The following is a 15,764-nucleotide window of genomic DNA, read 5'->3' on the forward strand; positions in this document are numbered from 1 at the left end:
TACCGCTCCCGCCCGTACCGTCGGTCATGAGTGGACGAACCGTTCCCCAGCGCGCCGCGTCGACGGACACGGAGCCGGAGCGCCTCGACGCGCCCGTTCGACCATGACCGACGGATCGTCCCCTGACGGATCGTCCCCGAGCGGATCGCCTCCCGACGGAGCGACGCCGACGGTCCTCGCCGTCGACGACGAGCCCGACCTGGCCGAACTGTACCGCGTCTACCTCGACGGCCGCTACGACGTTCGGATCGCCACGAGCGGCGAGCAGGCGCTCGAGGAGATGGACGACGAGGTCGACGTGGTGCTCCTCGACCGGCGGATGCCGGACCTGTCCGGCCACGAGGTGCTCTCCGAGATCCGGGGGGCGGGGTACGACGCCCGGGTGGCGATGTTGACCGCGGTCGAGCCCGACGTCGACATCGTCGACATGCCGTTCGACGACTACAAGACCAAGCCCGTCACCCGCGAGGACCTCCTCGCGCTCGTCGAGGTGCTCTTGGAGCGCGCCGCCTTCGACGAGCGGAGCCAGCGCTTCTTCGCGCTCGCCTCGAAGAAGGCGGCGCTCGAGGCCTCCGGAGCGACGAACACCGAGGAGTACGACGAACTCGTCGAGCGGATGGAGGCGGTCCGCGCGGAGGTCGACGAGACGCTCGACCGGCTCTCGGCGGAGGACGCGTTCGCCGAGATATCGACGAACGTCCCCTGAGGGAGCTACTCGATCTCGAGGTCGCCGCCGTCCTCGTCCCACTCGAGTTCGAACTCCACGCTCAACTCGCCGGGGCCGTCGACCGGTCCCTCCCGCTCGGCTTTCACCTCGAAAGTGGGGCGTGCCGGCGGCTCCATCGTCACCGACTGCTCGCCGTGCGTCAGCGTGATCGCGTTGCCGGACTCGAGCGAGTCGGCGACGGTCCGAAGGTACGAGGCGATCTCCTCGCGGCTTCGACGGCTCTCCGACTCGAAGAGGACTTCCTCGGGCATGTGCGGCCGTACGCGACCGCCGGGGATAACGTCACCGACGGAAACGCAGAGAAACCACCGGCAGAAACGCAGAGAAACGCCGTCGACGGGAACGCGAGGGCTCGACCGGGGTTAGAAGTCGTCCTCGAAGGCGAACGTGCCGTCGCGCTGGACGACCTCGCCGTCGACCTCGATGACGGAGTCCTCGCTCATGTCGACGATCATGTCGACGTGTTCGGCCGACTCGTTTACCTCGTTCCCCTCACCGACGGTCTCCGGGTACGCCGAGCCGACCGCCATGTGGACGGTGTCGCCCATCTTCTCGTCGAACAGCATGTTGTAGGTGAACCGGTCGATCTGGCGGTTCATCCCGATCCCCAGCTCGCCGAGGTGCCGTGATCCCTCGTCGGTGTCGAGGATCCCGGCGAGTAGGTCCTCGTTGCGCTCGGCGGCGTGCGAGACGACTTCGCCGTCCTCGAAGCGCAGCCGGACCCCCTCGATCTCGCGGCCGTACCGGTACAGCGGGAGGTCGAAGTACACCTCGCCGTCGACGCCGTCGCGGACGGGAGCCGTGAACACCTCGCCGCCGGGGAGGTTCTTCTCGCCGTGGTCGTTGAGCGCGGAGTTCCCGGAGACGTCGAGCGTCAGGTCGGTCTCCTCGCCGGAGCGGATCCGGACCTCGTCGGCGTCGGTCAGGATCGCCGCCATCTCCGCCTGGAACTCGCGTTGGGCCTCCCAGTCGAGCGAGACCGCGTCCCACACGAAGTCCTCGTACGCCTCGGTGCTCATCCCCGCGAGCTGGGCGTGTCCGGCCGTCGGGTACTGCGTGAGACACCACGTCTTCGAGAGGCGAGTCCGCTTGACCTCCTCCAGCGCGCGGTTGTACGCGGCGTTCGTCTCGGGGTCCACGTCGGCGTCCTCCGTGACGTTCGCCCCGCCGCGGGCGATCACGAACACGTCGGTCTCCTCGTAGAGCGCGCGCCGGTGATCGGGCTCCTCGAAGCCGTCGGCGGCGCGTTTGAACGCGCGGTCCGCCCGCTTCGAGTAGTTGAGGTACACCGGATTCGCCCCGCGGTCCCCGCAGACCTCGTGGAGCGCGACCGCGAGGTCCTCCGCCTCGGCCGGCAGCTGGATGACGACGTCGTCGCCGGCCTCGATGCCGGTCGAGTGGTTCGCGATCGTCTCCGCGTGTTCGCGTACGCGTGGGTCCATGACGATCCGCTTGTCACCCGAGGGGATTAAACCCGCTTTCTCTCTCGGGGGACCGCGTCCTCTCCCGTCGGGACGCGACGGGTTTTGACCCTGCGGCCCGTAGCGAGCGCATGGTCCGGCTCGCCTTCCGGTTCGCGACGGCGACGGTCGGCGTCCTCCTCCTCGCGGGGTACCTCGCGGCGGCGCTCGTCGTCTTCCGAACGCTCCGCGCGCTCTGGGCGCTCCGGCCGGGGACCGTCGAACTGGTCGTCCTGCTCGCCGCCGCCGCGCTCGGCTCCGCGTACCTGAGCTACCGGTTCGGGACGGCGCGGCTGCTCGACGCCGTCGACGCCGACCCGATCCCCCGGGCGCGCGCCCCGGAGCTCCACCGCCGGCTCGACGCGCTCGTCTCCCGGATGGACGTCGACCGGCCGACGCTGTACGTCGCGGACGCCCGCGCCCCGAACGCGTTCGCGGTCAGCGGGGCCGGCGGCGGCGCGCTCGTGATCGACCGCTCGCTCTTCCGGCTGTTGTCGCCGCCCGAGCTCGAGGGGATCCTCGCCCACGAGCTCGCGCACCTCGAGACGCGGGACGGGCTCGCGGCCGCGATGATCGACGGCCTCGCGCGGACCGCCGTCGGCCTCGTCACGCTCGCGTCGCTCCCCGCCCTGCTGGCGCTGTCGGGGCTCGCGGGCGGGTCGGCGTGGATCCGCGGGCGACCCGGCGACCGCTCGGGGGTCTTCGCGCGGCTCCATCGGCTCCTCGCCGGGGGACTCGTCGCCGGGTTCGTCCTCGCGACGCTGCTCGCGCGCACCCGCTCCCGAAGGCGGGAGTTCGCGGCCGACGACCGGGCGGCGGCGGTGACCGGCGACCCGCTCGCGCTCGCTCGCGCGCTCCGCCGGATCGAGCGCGCGACGGAGCCCGCCTGGCCGTTCGCGCCGCTGTCGACCCACCGCGACACCGACGACCCGATCGAGCGCTGGCTCTCGACGCACCCGCCGACCGCCGACCGGATCCGGCGACTTCGGGAACGCGCCGAGGCGGAGTCGGACCGGCGGGGTCGCGAGGGGTGGACCGGCGTTCCGGTTCGATGAGCGGGCTGCGGCGGTCGAGAGCGTGACTGGCGGCGACCGCTCCGCCGACCCCTGGTGCCGTGACCGTCCCGTTTTTATCCGTGGGGCCGGGACGGTAGGGGGATGACGACGGAGCCCGACCTGGACCCGAACGACTTCGGCTTCGCCGATCCGGCGACCGACCAGTCGTTCGAGAACGCCCTCGCGAAGGCCCGCGACGGGATCCGGCTCTCCGTCGACGACGCGACGGAACTGCTCGCGACCGGCACGGACCGAGACGGGATCGACCCGGTCCGCAAGGAGGCCGTCCTGGAGGCGGCCGACCGCCGCCGCGCCGAGGAGGTCGGCGACGAGGTCACCTTCGTCGCCAACCTCAACAACAACGTCACCACCGCCTGTAACACGGGCTGTCTGTTCTGTAACTTCAAGGACTCCGCACACGCCTTCGAGGCCGGGAGCGACGTCGAGCACGCGGGGTTCACGAAGACCCCGGCGGAGTCGCGGGCGGTCGTCGAGGACGCGCTCTCGATGGGGATCTACGAGGTGTGTTCCGTCTCCGGGCTCCACCCGGCGTTCGCGCTGAACGACGAACACCACGAGATCCTCGCCGCCCGCGACGACCCCGCGAGCGAGGTGAACTACAGGCCGCCCAAGGCGTACGCGACCGACCCGGGAACCTACCTCGAGCAGATGGCCGCGATGTCGGTCGGCGGCGTCCACCTCCACTCGATGACCCCGGAGGAGGCGTACCACGCGAGACGCGGCACCGACTGGAGCTACGAGTCCGTCTACCGCGAGCTGGCCGCATCCGGGCTCGACTCCGCGCCCGGCACGGCCGCCGAGATACTCGTCGACGAGGTGCGCGACGTGATCTGTCCGGGGAAGATCCGCACCGACGGCTGGGTGGCCGCGATGGAGGGGGCGACCGCGGCCGGCCTCGACGTCACCTCGACGATGATGTACGGCCACGTCGAGACGGTCGAACACCGCGCGGAACACCTGAAGGTGATCCGCGACCTCCAGGACCGGACCGGGGGGATCACGGAGTTCGTGCCCCTCTCGTTCATTCATCAGAACACCCCGCTGTACCGGCAGGGCGTCGTCGACTCCGGCCCCTCCCGCGACGAGGACGAACTGGTCGTCGCGGTCGCCCGGCTCTTCTTAGACAACGTCGACCACGTCCAGGCGTCGTGGGTAAAATCCGGCGACGCCCACGGGCTCAAACTGCTCAACTGCGGCGCGGACGACTTCATGGGGACGATCCTCTCGGAGGAGATCACGAAGCGCGCGGGCGGCGAGTACGGCGAGTACCGCTCGTTCGACGACTACGTCGAGATGATCACGGCGATCGGTCGCACCCCCGTCGAGCGGTCGACGGACTACCGGACGCGCCGGCGGATCGACCCCGACGACGGCCCGCACGGCCCGCGGCTCGGCCCCCGCGCCGACGGGACGCCGATGCTCCCGAACGGGACGGGAGGCGGCGGGGACCCCGCGAGCGCGGACGACTGATCGGCTCACGGACCCCCGCCGGTCTCCGTCCGCTTCCCGAACCACCGCCGACCTCCGCCGACGAGCGTCGGCGTCGCGGCGGGACGCGTTCCGAAAACCATTACACCACGACCGCCGGAGGAACGTTCATGAAAGTCCTCGTGACCGTGAAGGAGGTCGGGGAGGCCGACGACGACTTCGAGATCGAGGGGACCGACATCGCGGCGTCGGACCTCGAGTACGACCTCAACGAGTGGGACGACTACGCCGTCGAGGCGGCCGTCCAGCTCGCCGAGGCCGGGATCGCCGACGAGGTCGTCGCCGTCACGATCGGCCCCGAGCGCGCCGAGGAGACGATCCGGATGGCCCTCGCGAAGGGTGCCGACCGCGCCGTCCGGGTGTGGGACGACGCCTTCGAGGGGAGCTTCGCCGACGTCTCCTCGAAGGTCGACGTGTTCGAGGCGGTCGTCGACGACGAGGAGCCGGATCTCGTGTTGAGCGGCGTCCAGGCGGCCGACACCGCATTCGGCGCGACCGGCGTCGCGCTCGCGGAGCGCATCGGCTTCGACCACGCCGCGGTCGTCAACGACCTCGAACTCGACGCCGACGCGGGCGTCGCGAACGTCCACCGGGAGCTGGAGGGCGGGATCGAGGAGCTGACCGAGGTCGACCTCCCCGCCGTGTTGACCGTCCAGACCGGGCTCAACGAGCCGCGGTACGCCAGCCTCCGCGGGATCCGGCAGGCCCAGCGCAAGGAGATCGCCGCGACGGATCTGGCCGACCTCGGGCTCTCCCCCGCCGACGTCGAGAGCGCCCTGACGCTGACGGAGATGTACGAACCCGAGAGCGACTCGGACGCGGAGCTCATCGAGGGCGACGCCGGCGAGGCCGCGGGTCGCCTTGCCGAGGTCCTGCGGGAGAAGGGGGTGGACGCGTAATGAGCGACGTGCTCGTCGTCTCCGAACACCGCCGCGGGGAGCTTCGCGACGTCTCGCTCGAACTGCTCACCGCCGGCCGGGAGCTCGCCGACGCGCTCGGCGGCGACCTCCACGTCGCGGTCGTCGCCGGCGACGTCGATCGGTTCGCCGACGACCTGAACCGGCCGGGCGTCGACCGGATCCACGCCGTCGAGAACGGCGAGGAGTTCGACCACACCGTCTACGCGGCCGCCGTCGAGACGCTCGTCGGGGAGATCGACCCGACCGCGGTGCTCACGCCCAACTCCGTCAACGGCCTCGACTACGCGCCCGCGGTCGCGGAGCGACTGGACCTCCCGCTCGTCACCGACGTGCTCGGCTTCGAATACGGCGGCGACGACGGCCTGACGGTCACCCGCGAGATGTACGGCTCGAAGGTCGAGACGACCGTCGCCGTCGAGGGCGACCGCTTCTGTCTCACGGTCCGGGGCGGCGAGTTCGTCCCCCCGAGGGGGTCGGCGACGCCGAGGTCGAATCGGTCGACGTCGAGGCTCCCGAGTCGGGCGCGCGCGTCAAGGGCTTCGAGGAGGTCGGCGGCGGGGACGTCGACATCGCGGACGCGGACGTGCTCGTCTCCGTCGGCCGCGGGATCGGCGAGGAGGAGAACCTCGAGCTCGTCGAGGAGCTCGCCGATGCGCTCGGCGCGACCCTCTCCTCCTCGCGACCGATCGTCGACAACGGGTGGCTCCCGAAGAACCGGCAGGTCGGCCAGAGCGGGAAGGTCGTCACCCCCGACGTGTACATCGCGGTCGGCATCTCCGGGGCCGTCCAACACGTCGCCGGCATGAAGGGCTCGGACACGATCGTCGCGATCAACACCGACCCGAACGCGCCGATCTTCGACATCGCCGACTACGGGATCGTCGGCGACCTCTTCGACGTCGTCCCCGAACTCATCGCCGAGTTCGAGTAGAGGTCGGCGCGGGCGGATCCGACGGCTCGTATCGACGGTCCGCGGCGAACCGCGTCCGGTCACCGATCCCGACGAAACGCCTATACTTCCCGTCGGTGATACCTCGGACATGCCACACGTTCGGGGGACGATCCACGGGGTCGCGGCGATGGTGACGCTCGTCGTCGGGTCGGTGCTGACGAACACGATCCAAGAGGAGATCGAGCTGTTCGCGCGGCTCGCCGCGACGACGACGCGGCTCCTCGTCGACGTCGCCGAACTGCCGGTCTCCGAGGAGGTCGCCGAGGTCGTCGTCCCGGTCGGCGCGTTGATGGGGATCTGGGTGTTCGCCTACGAGCTCCAGCGGCTCTGACGGGATACCGGCGGCCGGAGCCGTGACCGCCACGACCGCCGCGACCACCGCCACCGCCGCCAGCGTTTTCGCGTCCGGCCGTGTATCCGGAGCGGAAGACGATCCCCGCTATCACGTCACAACCTCTCACACCACATGCTTCCCATCCGCGCCACGATTCCGACGACCGACGAGTTCAGGGCCCTGTTCGCCGCCTACCGACGGGGAACCGACGTGGACGTCGCGGCGGTCGACGTGGCGCTCGGAGAGGAGCCGGATCCGACGCTGCTCGATCTGCTCGCCGAACCGTTCGCCTCCGTGGAGGACGTGGCGGACCGGCTGCGCCGAGCGGAGGCGTACCTCCGCGAGCGCGACGACCGACGCGCGGTGTTTCTCACGGTGTACGCCCGGATGACGGGGGCGGTCGGGGACGCGATCGAGGCCAACTTCTTCGCCGACGACGAGTGGGTCAAGGCGTACCTCGTCGCGTTCGCGGAGCGGTATCGGCGGGCGCTCGTCGCCTTCGAGCGCCGCGAGTTCGACGCGCTTCCGCGCGCGTGGCTGTTGGGGTTCGCGGCCGCGGTCCGCGGCGAGGGGCTCGTCCTCCAAGACGCCCTCTCGGGGATCAACGCCCACATCACCTACGACCTCACGTACACGCTTCGAGACGTGGGGATCGACCCGAACCGCGGCCGAAAGCGGGCGGACCACGACCGGATCAACGCGGTCCTCGCCCGCCTCGTCGCGGCGGTCCAGGAGGCGCTCGTCGCGGTGTACGACGCCGCGGGCGTCGCCGCTGCGGAGGCGCTTTTCGACCCGCTCGACGACCGACTGATGCTCCTCGGGCTGGAGGGCAGCCGGGAGTTCGCGTGGCGCAACGCCGTGCTGCTCGCCGACCTGCCGGCGTGGCTCGGCGAGCGGTACGTCGGCTGGCGGACGCACACCGCATCGACCGGAGCCGCCGCGCTCGTGCTCGCGCCGCGGATCGACGCGGAGACGCGCAGCGCGCTGAAGGAGGCCGAAGACGACGTGTTGACGCTGACCGCGTTCCACGACGAACTCGAGCGACGGCTGCCCCCGCCGGTGCCGGACGAGTGAGCGAGGGGTCCCCCGCCGCCGGGTTCTCGGTTCGTTTATCACCCCGCCGACCCCTCGATCCGTGTATGAGCGAGGGGTCTTCGCCGGCGGCGACCGCGACGGGACGCGAGATCTGGATCGAGAAGTACCGCCCGCAGTCGCTATCGGACGTCCACGGCCAGGAGGAGATCGTCGAACGGCTCCAGAGCTACATCGACCAGGACGACGTGCCGCACCTCCTTTTCAGCGGTCCTGCCGGCGTAGGGAAGACCACCGCCGCCACCGCCATCGCCCGCGAGATCTACAGCGAGGACAACTGGCGCGGGAACTTCCTCGAGCTCAACGCCTCCGACCAGCGCGGCATCGACGTGGTCCGCGACCGGATCAAGGGGTTCGCGCGGTCGTCGTTCGGGGGCGACTTCCGGATCGTGTTCCTCGACGAGGCCGACAGCCTCACGGATGACGCACAATCGGCGCTCCGGCGGACGATGGAGCAGTTCTCCGACAACACCCGCTTCATTCTCTCGTGTAACTACTCCTCGAAGATCATCGACCCGATCCAGTCGCGGTGTGCCGTGTTCCGCTTTTCGCCCCTGTCCGACGAGGCGGTCGCCGCCCAGACCCGCGAGATCGCCGCCGCCGAGGGGATCGAGGTGACCGACGCCGGCGTCGAGGCGCTCGTCTACGCCGCCGACGGGGACATGCGCCGGGCGATCAACTCGCTTCAGGCCGCGGCGACGACCGGCGAGGTGGTCGACGAGGAGGCGGTGTACGCGATCACGGCGACCGCCCGCCCCGAGGAGATCGAGTCGATGGTGACGGACGCGCTGGCGGGCGATTTCACCAAGGCGCGCGCGACGCTCGACACCCTGCTCACCGACACCGGGATGGCCGGCGGCGACGTGATAGACCAGCTCCACCGCTCGGTGTGGGAGTTCGACCTCCACGAGCGCGAGGCCGTCCGGCTGATGGAGCGGATCGGCGAGGCCGACTACCGGATCGCCGAGGGCGCGAACGAGCAGGTCCAACTCGAGGCGCTGCTGGCGGCGCTGGCGCTGCGCGAGGAGTAGGCGTGAATCGGAGGAGCGACCCGATTTCAGAACTCGTCGAGGCCGGACTGTTCCGCGGCCGCGAGCGCGTCCGCGCACGTCGACCACGAGCGGCGGGCGTGCGGCGGGACGTCCCCGTGGTCGGCGACGTACGCGCGGAGGAACGCCCGCGTCGTCGGGTCGCTCGGGTAGCCGCTGCCGACGCCGTCGTAGTCGGGGTACGCCGCGTCGATGGCGGCCATTCGGGCGTCGCGGGCCACCTTCGCGACGACGCTCGCCGCGCCGACGACGGGGTCGGACTCGTCCGCGCCGTGGGCAGCGTCGACGGTGACGGATTCGGCGGTACCGGTGTCGGTGGCGAACTCCCGCAGCCGCCGCGCGAACCGGTCCTCGGAGGTGTCGCCCGCGTCGGCGACGACGCGGTCGCCGGCCCGCGCCGCGCCACGCACCGCCCGCGCCTGTCCCCGGACGGTGAGCGTGTTCATGTCCGTGTCGGGCGCGTCGATCTCCGCGGTCTCGACGGTCGCGACCGCGACATCGACCGCGTCGCTCGCCCGCAGTTCCGCCGCGATCTCCCGCCGGCGATCGGGGGCGACGCGCTTCGAGTCGTCGACGTCGGCCGGCAGGCTCTCCGGGTCCGCGCGCACCGCCGCGGCGATCATCGGCCCGAGCACGGGCCCCTTTCCGGCCTCGTCGACGCCGACGTACACGTCTCGACCCGGGGCGGGAACGGACAAATAGCTTGAGATCGGGCGGCCGGATGGTCGTCGGAGCAGTCGGCGCGCCGGTGAGCGCCCCGCGGGCGCGAACCGCCCGCGAGGGACGCGGCGACTGAAAGGAGCCGCGAGGCTGGGGAGGCGTGAGGTGCGGTTGCGGTGTTGTGCGGGGCGGTCGGCTGGGGCTTTGGTGGTGACCGCGCCAACAGCTCGCCACGCTTGGAGCCCGGATCGGTGGCGACGGTCGATGCTACGGACTCACGATGGCGGAAAACGAAACCGAGGAAGCCGACTCTACTCGATCAGGACGGCGTTGACCTGGCCGGTCTGGCCGGGTCGGGAGGTGACGCGGGCGCGGCCCTCCGAGGTCTCGATGACGGCACCCTTGGTGACGATGTTCCGGCGGACGTAGTTGACGTTCGAGGGGTTCTCGACGACGTCCTCGATGTCGGCCTCGACGACCTCGTCGCCGTCGGCGACCTGCGCGACGTTCGTCGCGAGCGCGCGGACCTTCCGCTCGTTGCCGCGGGAGTCGATGTACTGAACGCGGGTCTCGCCGACCGTCGTCTCGGCGGGCTCGCGGCCGAGCTGGTGGCGCTTCTTGTTCGAGGCGTGTTTCAGTCGGCCGCCGGTTCGCTTGCGCGTGGAGCGTCCCTGGTCTTTCATGTCCCTACGAACAGCCAGCGAATACTTGAACCGTTCGACTCCGGACGGGGCGGCGTCTCGCGGCCGATCCCGACCGATCCGGACCGTTCCGGGGTAGAGATCTGGGACCGACGAGTCGACGCGACCGACAGACGAAAGTCCCGCCGTCACCGATCGACCGGTATGAGCGACGCGCGCGGGACGGAACCCGACGACGCCGACGGGGAGGACGGGAGCGACGACGGCGTCCTCGCCGCGAGCGACCTCGGCGGCGAGGGGCCGCCGATCGAGGAGAAGCCGTACAAGATCGTCTTCGAGGCGAACAAGTGCTTCGGCGCGGGCAAGTGCGCGGAGGTCGCCGACAACTGGGAGATGGACGTGGTGAGCGGGATGGCGAAGCCGCGGACCTACTACATCGGCGAGGACGACCTGGCCGAGAACGTCCGGGCCGCCGAGGTGTGTCCGGCGAAGAAGGAGCGCGGCGTCATCCACGTCGTCGACCGGCGGACCGACGAGGAGATCGCGCCGGACCCGCACGGCGACGGGACGCTGTCGGTCGATTGGTGAATCGGGGTCCGGACCGGCTTCCGAAAGGGGTTTGACCCCGCCGGCGGTACCCGGATCCGCGCGGGGGTGGCTGAGCCTGGCCAAAAGCGGCGGACTTAAGATCCGCTCCTGTAGAGGTTCGAGGGTTCGAATCCCTTCCCCCGCACGTCGCGGCGCTCACACATCGTGAGCGCCGCGGCTCGGCCGGAAGGGATTCGAAGCAGGGAGCGGGAGGTGAGCGAGCATCGCGAGCGAACGGGAGCGACCGTGGTTCGAATCCCTTCCCCCGCATCCCTGCGGCGAGAGGTGAGCGAGGCGTGAGTGAAGCGAGACGGATGGCTGCGGTCAACACCGCCAAAGCCCCAGCCGCGAGGACTCGATGCGCTCGTTGAGGTCCTCGCTCAGTCGCTTTGCTCCTTCGCTGCGGTCCTTACGTCGCGCGTCTTCGTCCTCGCGACTGCCCCTTTGAGTCCCACCCCGCCCGCGACCGCACCTCACGCCTCCCCAGCCTCGTCGGCCGGCCTCCGCGTCGCTCCGGCCGCCCGACTCCCTCGCGCGGGCTCCTCGCGGCCCGCCGGGCCGCTCGGAGGCGCACGCCACCGCGACGGAGCTCGTGCGAGGGATGCTTGATCAGTAGTGCCAGGGATACTCGTCGAACTCGGGGTCGCGCTTCTCTAAGAAGGCGTCGCGGCCCTCCTGGGCCTCCTCGGTCATGTACGCGAGCCGGGTCGCCTCGCCCGCGAACACCTGCTGGCCGACCATGCCGTCGTCGGTCATGTTGAACGCGTACTTCAGCATGCGCATCGCGGTCGGCGACTTGCTCGTCATCTCCTCGGCCCACTCCAGGGCGACGCTCTCGAGGTCCTCGTGGGGGACCGCCTCGTTGGCCATTCCCATGTCGACGGCCTCCGCGGCGGAGTAAGTCTTCCCGCGGAAGAACACCTCGCGGGCCTTCTTCTGGCCGACCTGCTTGGCGAGGTAGGCGGAGCCGAACCCGCCGTCGAAGGAGGCCACGTCGGGGTCGGTCTGGAGGAACTTCGCGTGCTCGTCGCTCGCGAGCGTCAGGTCACAGACGACGTGGAGCGAGTGGCCGCCGCCGACCGCCCAGCCGGGGACGACCGCGACGACGGGTTTGGGCATGAACCGGATCAGCCGCTGGACCTCGAGGACGTGGAGCCGGCCGGCCTTCGCCTCGCGCACGAGGGGGTCGTCCGCCTCGTCGGCCTCGTCGTCGTCGCGGTACTCGTAGCCGGAGCCGCCGCGCACGGACTGGTCGCCGCCGGCGCAGAACGCCCAGCCGCCGTCCTTCTCGGAGGGGCCGTTCCCCGTCAGGAGGACACAGCCCACGTCGGCCTGCTTGCGGGCGTGATCGAGCGCGGCGTACAGCTCGTCGACGGTTCCGGGACGAAAGGCGTTCCGGACCTCGGGGCGGTCGAACGCGATCCGGACGACCGGCGCGTCGCGGGCGCGATGGTACGTCACGTCCTCGAACTCGTCCGTGACCGGCTCCCACGCGTCGGGGTCGAAGATCTCCGAGACCATGCCGGAGAGTCGGACGGCGGCGACATAAACGGCGGCGAGTCGGGACGCCCGGCGATCGACGATGCGACACGCGGACGACCCGCCCCTCAGTCCTCGAGGGCGTCCCGCAGGTCGTCGGCGTGGCGCCGAAGCACCGAGACGGTCGCGTCGGCGTCGGCGTACCCCTGGTCGTACTGGTCGAACGCCGCGTCCGCCCCCTCGAGGAAGCGGTCGACCGCCTCCGCGAGGTCGGCCTCGTCGTCGGTCATGCCCGAGGACACGCTCGCCGGCGGGGTATATCTCCCGGTGCCGCCCGACCGCGGGGTTTATCTCCGATAAATAGTATTGTACAATATGAAGAATACTGTTCGAGAGGCCTGGGTAGAGGGGCGGGATCGGAGGGAGCGCCGATGAGCGGGAAGTCCGCCGTGCTCGCGACCGACCTCTCGACCGCGAGCGAGACGATGGTCGAGTCGGAGGCGGGGCTGAACTGCCTCTCGCGGATCGGCGTCGACCGGATCCACCTCGTGACCGTGGTTCCCTCGAACGTCCACTCCGGGATGCCGGGGATCGACTTCGAGAAGCGGCGCAAGCGCGGGCTTCGCCGCTACCGGGAGGCGATCGAGGCCGCCGGCTTCGACGTCGAGACGCACGTCGTCCGGGGGACGCCTCACCGCCGGATCAACGGGATCGCGGGCGCGGTCGGCGCGGACCTGATACTCGTCGGCTCCCGCGGGAAGAGCCCGCTCGAGAACCGCGTCATCGGGTCGACGGCGCGGAACCTGGCCCGGACCACGGTGGTGCCGCTGCTCGTCGACCGGATCGAACGCGGCGTCGACGACCCCGAGACGGTGCGACGGCACCTGTTCAGGCGGACGCTGTTCGCGACCGACTTCTCCGAGAACGCCGAGCGCGCCTTCGAGACGTTCGCGTACCTCAGACACGCGACCGAGGAGGTCACGCTGGTCCACGTTCGCTCGCCGAAGGACGACACCGGAGACGAGGGCGACGTGGAGGCGCGGCTCGGCGAGCTCACCGACCGCCTCGACGAGTGGGGACTCGACTCCCGGATCGATGTCAGGCGCGGCGACCCCGCGACGGAGATCCTCGCCGCGGAGCGCGACCACGAGCCGAGCACGCTGCTCCTCGGCTCGCGCGGCCGGAGCCGGCTGCGGCGGCTGCTCCTGGGCAGCGTGAGCGAGGAGGTCGTCGTGAACGCGACCGGCAACGTCCTCCTGGTGCCGCCGCCGCGGTCGGCCTGATAGCGTTTATCGTAACTGTTTACCGGTGCGTCGCCGGGACGGGCCGGGGGAGCGCCGGAAACGACTTGCAATAAACGCCATGAACGCACCGCGCCGAACATCGGCGGATTCGAGGGCTCTCGCACGGAATTGTGTGTTCCATACACAAGCCTTTTAGGCACACGGGGCGTACTCGCGGGCAATATCATGCCAGACTCGTTGGCCGAACAGCTCCGGAGCGACATGGAGTGTGAGGGGTTACTGGAGTGTTTCCACGGGCTCAAACCGCTCGACCGGGAGTGTTTCCAGGTGCTCGTCGAGAGCGAGGAGCCGCTGACGATAGACGAGATCGGCGAGGCCGTCGACCGGGAGCGCTCGACCGCCTACCGGGCGGTCCAGCGGCTCCTCCAGACCGGGTTCATCAGCAAAGAGCAGATCAACTACGACCAGGGCGGCTACTACCACGTCTACCAGCCGACCGACCCCGAGAAGATCTCGGGGGAGATGCAGCGGATGCTGAACGACTGGTACGCGAAGATGGGCCAGCTCATCCAGGAGTTCGAGGACAAGTACGAGGGTGCCGAGTCGGCGACCGCCTCGAGCTGATCGGTCCGCACCGGATCGAAACGCGCAACCCGGAACCGCTTTTTTCGGCCGACTTCGTCGAGTTCTACAGCAGGACCCGGTTTGATTCGGGGTGGTCAGTACGGGTGAGGGAGTGGGCGATCGCCGGGGCGGTGGCGCGCCGGTGAGCGGGCCGAAGGCCCGCGAACCGCCCGCGAGGGACGCGACGACCGAAGGGAGTCGCGAGGCTGGGGAGGTGTGAGGTGCGGGGCGGTTGCGTTCCCGCGAGCGAAGCGAGCGGGAGCATGGAAGTCGCAGCCCGCGCAGCGAACGGAGTGAGCGAGCAGGACCGTCTTCCAGTGGTCGGGTGGGACTCAAAGGGGCAGCCGGCTCCGGGAAGACGGCCGACGCAAGGACCGCAGGAGCGAACGGAGTGAGCGACGAGGACCACAGCGAGGCCCTCGACCGGAGCCAGCTGGGGCTTTGGTGGTGGTCACCGCGCCAGCAACGATCCCGTTCTCATCACCCCGATCACTCACGAAACCCCCGTACAACAAGCAACTTTCAGCGATCGAGAGCCTCGGACGACGTATCCGCACGCGGACTGGAATACCGACGACCCCCTACGGTCGGGGACAGGGTTATACGCGACGTACCGGGACCTGAACCATGACGCTGTACGACTGTACACACCGGGTCGAGACGGGAATGCCGACGTATCCCGGCGACCCCGACGTGTCGTGTTCCCCCCACGCGACCCACGAGGCGGACGGCTACGAGGTGACCGCCCTCGAACTGGGGAGCCACGCCGGGACGCACATCGACGCGCCGCGCCACACCGAACCCGACGGGCGGACGCTCGGGGCGTACGACGTCGAGAGGTTCCGGTTCGACGCGCGCCTCGTCGACTGTGGCGGCCTCGGCGCACGCGAGGCGATCCCGCCGGACGCGGTTCCCGAGACCGAGGCGGAGCTGCTGGCGTTTCGGACCGGCTGGGACGACCGCTGGGGGACCGAGCGGTACCTCGACCATCCCTACCTGGCTCCCGCGACGGCCCGGCGCTGCGCCGAGGCCGGCCACCACGTGGCCACCGACACGCTCAATCCCGACCCGACGCCGACCGAGCGCGCGAGTCCGGACGAGCCCTCGGGCGTGCCGGCCCACCGCGCGCTGCTCGGTGCGGGGCGGTTCGTCGTCGAGAACCTGACCGGGCTCGAGCGGCTGCCCGAGCGAGTCACCCTCCACGCCTACCCGTTGGCCGTCGACGCCGACGGCGCGCCGATCCGGGCGGTCGCGGAAACCGACGCGGACCGGGAGTTCGGCCGAGAGCGAGACGAGACCGCCGGGAAGTGAGCGGACGAGGATCGATGCGTAGTGAGAACCGGCCGTCGTGTCGCCGAACGGTCGCCGGACCGATCCCGGTGGATCGGTTCGTCCGTTCGACTCGTCGGATCGATTCGTCGGATCGATTC

General features: G+C 70.4%; 17 protein-coding genes, 1 tRNA gene and 1 pseudogene. 13 read left to right on the forward strand and 6 right to left on the reverse strand.

The window, feature by feature from the left end:
* Positions 1 to 103 precede the first annotated feature (103 nt).
* Positions 104 to 706, forward strand: a complete 603-nt coding sequence (locus AXA68_RS00780) for a response regulator (protein WP_066411492.1) — start codon at positions 104 to 106, stop codon at positions 704 to 706.
* Between the two features lie 5 nt (positions 707 to 711).
* Here the strand turns inward: AXA68_RS00780 and AXA68_RS00785 are convergent, their stop codons facing one another.
* Both AXA68_RS00785 and AXA68_RS00790 read right to left on the reverse strand, forming a co-directional pair.
* Complete coding sequence (locus AXA68_RS00785) at positions 712 to 978, reverse strand: amphi-Trp domain-containing protein (protein WP_066411496.1); 267 nt, start codon at positions 976 to 978, stop codon at positions 712 to 714.
* A gap of 111 nt (positions 979 to 1,089) precedes the next feature.
* Positions 1,090 to 2,169 carry an aminopeptidase gene (locus tag AXA68_RS00790; RefSeq protein ID WP_066411498.1) on the reverse strand — a complete coding sequence of 360 codons (1,080 nt, stop codon included), beginning with the start codon at positions 2,167 to 2,169 and terminating at the stop codon, positions 1,090 to 1,092.
* A gap of 110 nt (positions 2,170 to 2,279) precedes the next feature.
* Here AXA68_RS00790 and AXA68_RS00795 point away from each other — a divergent pair, with 110 nt between their 5' ends.
* From AXA68_RS00795 to AXA68_RS00825, 7 genes and pseudogenes are all read left to right on the forward strand, one after another.
* On the forward strand, positions 2,280 to 3,242 hold the full coding sequence (locus AXA68_RS00795; protein WP_066411500.1) for a M48 family metallopeptidase: 963 nt from the start codon (positions 2,280 to 2,282) through the stop codon (positions 3,240 to 3,242).
* Positions 3,243 to 3,344: 102 nt separating this feature from the next.
* Positions 3,345 to 4,733 (forward strand): 7,8-didemethyl-8-hydroxy-5-deazariboflavin synthase subunit CofH, encoded by a 1,389-nt coding sequence (gene cofH / locus AXA68_RS00800; RefSeq protein ID WP_066411501.1) that lies wholly within the window; start codon positions 3,345 to 3,347, stop codon positions 4,731 to 4,733.
* Positions 4,734 to 4,861: 128 nt separating this feature from the next.
* Entirely contained in the window at positions 4,862 to 5,650 is a 789-nt protein-coding gene (locus AXA68_RS00805) for an electron transfer flavoprotein subunit beta/FixA family protein (RefSeq protein ID WP_066411504.1), read from the forward strand.
* Positions 5,650 to 6,602 (forward strand): annotated as a pseudogene (locus tag AXA68_RS00810) (electron transfer flavoprotein subunit alpha/FixB family protein). The gene AXA68_RS00805 and the pseudogene AXA68_RS00810 overlap by 1 nt, the downstream one beginning before the upstream one ends.
* 109 nt (positions 6,603 to 6,711) lie before the next feature.
* Positions 6,712 to 6,954 carry a hypothetical protein gene (locus AXA68_RS00815; protein ID WP_198530002.1) on the forward strand — a complete coding sequence of 81 codons (243 nt, stop codon included), beginning with the start codon at positions 6,712 to 6,714 and terminating at the stop codon, positions 6,952 to 6,954.
* A 135-nt stretch (positions 6,955 to 7,089) separates the two neighbouring features.
* Positions 7,090 to 8,031, forward strand: coding sequence for a DUF5995 family protein (locus tag AXA68_RS00820; protein WP_066411507.1), 942 nt, complete (start codon positions 7,090 to 7,092; stop codon positions 8,029 to 8,031).
* Positions 8,032 to 8,096: 65 nt separating this feature from the next.
* Positions 8,097 to 9,080 carry a replication factor C small subunit gene (locus AXA68_RS00825; protein WP_066411511.1) on the forward strand — a complete coding sequence of 328 codons (984 nt, stop codon included), beginning with the start codon at positions 8,097 to 8,099 and terminating at the stop codon, positions 9,078 to 9,080.
* A gap of 26 nt (positions 9,081 to 9,106) precedes the next feature.
* Here AXA68_RS00825 and rnhB read toward each other — a convergent pair whose 3' ends face one another.
* The gene (gene rnhB / locus AXA68_RS00830; RefSeq protein ID WP_066411514.1) at positions 9,107 to 9,769 is read right to left on the reverse strand and encodes a ribonuclease HII; all 663 of its coding nucleotides are present in this window, start codon (positions 9,767 to 9,769) and stop codon (positions 9,107 to 9,109) included.
* Positions 9,770 to 10,069: 300 nt separating this feature from the next.
* Positions 10,070 to 10,441, reverse strand: a complete 372-nt coding sequence (locus AXA68_RS00835) for a 30S ribosomal protein S8e (RefSeq protein WP_066411517.1) — start codon at positions 10,439 to 10,441, stop codon at positions 10,070 to 10,072.
* A 162-nt stretch (positions 10,442 to 10,603) separates the two neighbouring features.
* On the opposite strand from AXA68_RS00835, the gene AXA68_RS00840 reads away from it, so the two are divergent.
* Both AXA68_RS00840 and AXA68_RS00845 read left to right on the forward strand, forming a co-directional pair.
* Positions 10,604 to 10,987, forward strand: a complete 384-nt coding sequence (locus tag AXA68_RS00840; RefSeq protein WP_066411519.1) for a ferredoxin — start codon at positions 10,604 to 10,606, stop codon at positions 10,985 to 10,987.
* Positions 10,988 to 11,047: 60 nt separating this feature from the next.
* Positions 11,048 to 11,132 (forward strand) — tRNA-Leu (locus AXA68_RS00845).
* A 464-nt stretch (positions 11,133 to 11,596) separates the two neighbouring features.
* Here the strand turns inward: AXA68_RS00845 and AXA68_RS00850 are convergent.
* Together AXA68_RS00850 and AXA68_RS16970 are read right to left on the reverse strand one after the other, a co-directional pair.
* The gene (locus tag AXA68_RS00850) at positions 11,597 to 12,508 is read right to left on the reverse strand and encodes a 1,4-dihydroxy-2-naphthoyl-CoA synthase (protein WP_066411522.1); all 912 of its coding nucleotides are present in this window, start codon (positions 12,506 to 12,508) and stop codon (positions 11,597 to 11,599) included.
* 86 nt (positions 12,509 to 12,594) lie between these two features.
* Complete coding sequence (locus tag AXA68_RS16970) at positions 12,595 to 12,756, reverse strand: hypothetical protein (RefSeq protein WP_198530003.1); 162 nt, start codon at positions 12,754 to 12,756, stop codon at positions 12,595 to 12,597.
* 141 nt (positions 12,757 to 12,897) lie between these two features.
* Between AXA68_RS16970 and AXA68_RS00855 the strand changes: the two genes are divergently transcribed.
* The 3 genes from AXA68_RS00855 to AXA68_RS00865 all read left to right on the forward strand — a co-directional run bounded on the left by AXA68_RS00855 (position 12,898) and on the right by AXA68_RS00865 (position 15,645).
* The gene (locus AXA68_RS00855) at positions 12,898 to 13,749 is read left to right on the forward strand and encodes a universal stress protein (RefSeq protein ID WP_066411525.1); all 852 of its coding nucleotides are present in this window, start codon (positions 12,898 to 12,900) and stop codon (positions 13,747 to 13,749) included.
* A 186-nt stretch (positions 13,750 to 13,935) separates the two neighbouring features.
* The gene (locus AXA68_RS00860) at positions 13,936 to 14,334 is read left to right on the forward strand and encodes a helix-turn-helix domain-containing protein (RefSeq protein ID WP_066411529.1); all 399 of its coding nucleotides are present in this window, start codon (positions 13,936 to 13,938) and stop codon (positions 14,332 to 14,334) included.
* A gap of 627 nt (positions 14,335 to 14,961) precedes the next feature.
* On the forward strand, positions 14,962 to 15,645 hold the full coding sequence (locus tag AXA68_RS00865) for a cyclase family protein (RefSeq protein ID WP_066411531.1): 684 nt from the start codon (positions 14,962 to 14,964) through the stop codon (positions 15,643 to 15,645).
* The last annotated feature ends 119 nt before the right edge of the window (positions 15,646 to 15,764 follow it).

This window comes from Halorubrum aethiopicum, assembly GCF_001542905.1.
Lineage (GTDB): Archaea > Halobacteriota > Halobacteria > Halobacteriales > Haloferacaceae > Halorubrum > Halorubrum aethiopicum.

What these genes read in the sequence shown, in the direction of transcription:
- AXA68_RS00790 (WP_066411498.1), bottom strand. Translation starts at nt 2,169, where the DNA reads ATGGACCCACGCGTACGCGAACACGCGGAGACGATCGCGAACCACTCG.
- AXA68_RS00855 (WP_066411525.1), top strand. Translation starts at nt 12,898, where the DNA reads ATGAGCGGGAAGTCCGCCGTGCTCGCGACCGACCTCTCGACCGCGAGC.
- AXA68_RS00805 (WP_066411504.1), top strand. Translation starts at nt 4,862, where the DNA reads ATGAAAGTCCTCGTGACCGTGAAGGAGGTCGGGGAGGCCGACGACGAC.
- AXA68_RS00840 (WP_066411519.1), top strand. Translation starts at nt 10,604, where the DNA reads ATGAGCGACGCGCGCGGGACGGAACCCGACGACGCCGACGGGGAGGAC.
- AXA68_RS00785 (WP_066411496.1), bottom strand. Translation starts at nt 978, where the DNA reads ATGCCCGAGGAAGTCCTCTTCGAGTCGGAGAGCCGTCGAAGCCGCGAG.
- AXA68_RS00865 (WP_066411531.1), top strand. Translation starts at nt 14,962, where the DNA reads ATGACGCTGTACGACTGTACACACCGGGTCGAGACGGGAATGCCGACG.
- AXA68_RS00850 (WP_066411522.1), bottom strand. Translation starts at nt 12,508, where the DNA reads ATGGTCTCGGAGATCTTCGACCCCGACGCGTGGGAGCCGGTCACGGAC.
- AXA68_RS00815 (WP_198530002.1), top strand. Translation starts at nt 6,712, where the DNA reads ATGCCACACGTTCGGGGGACGATCCACGGGGTCGCGGCGATGGTGACG.
- AXA68_RS00825 (WP_066411511.1), top strand. Translation starts at nt 8,097, where the DNA reads ATGAGCGAGGGGTCTTCGCCGGCGGCGACCGCGACGGGACGCGAGATC.
- AXA68_RS00780 (WP_066411492.1), top strand. Translation starts at nt 104, where the DNA reads ATGACCGACGGATCGTCCCCTGACGGATCGTCCCCGAGCGGATCGCCT.
- AXA68_RS16970 (WP_198530003.1), bottom strand. Translation starts at nt 12,756, where the DNA reads ATGACCGACGACGAGGCCGACCTCGCGGAGGCGGTCGACCGCTTCCTC.
- AXA68_RS00835 (WP_066411517.1), bottom strand. Translation starts at nt 10,441, where the DNA reads ATGAAAGACCAGGGACGCTCCACGCGCAAGCGAACCGGCGGCCGACTG.
- cofH (WP_066411501.1), top strand. Translation starts at nt 3,345, where the DNA reads ATGACGACGGAGCCCGACCTGGACCCGAACGACTTCGGCTTCGCCGAT.
- AXA68_RS00860 (WP_066411529.1), top strand. Translation starts at nt 13,936, where the DNA reads ATGCCAGACTCGTTGGCCGAACAGCTCCGGAGCGACATGGAGTGTGAG.
- AXA68_RS00795 (WP_066411500.1), top strand. Translation starts at nt 2,280, where the DNA reads ATGGTCCGGCTCGCCTTCCGGTTCGCGACGGCGACGGTCGGCGTCCTC.
- AXA68_RS00820 (WP_066411507.1), top strand. Translation starts at nt 7,090, where the DNA reads ATGCTTCCCATCCGCGCCACGATTCCGACGACCGACGAGTTCAGGGCC.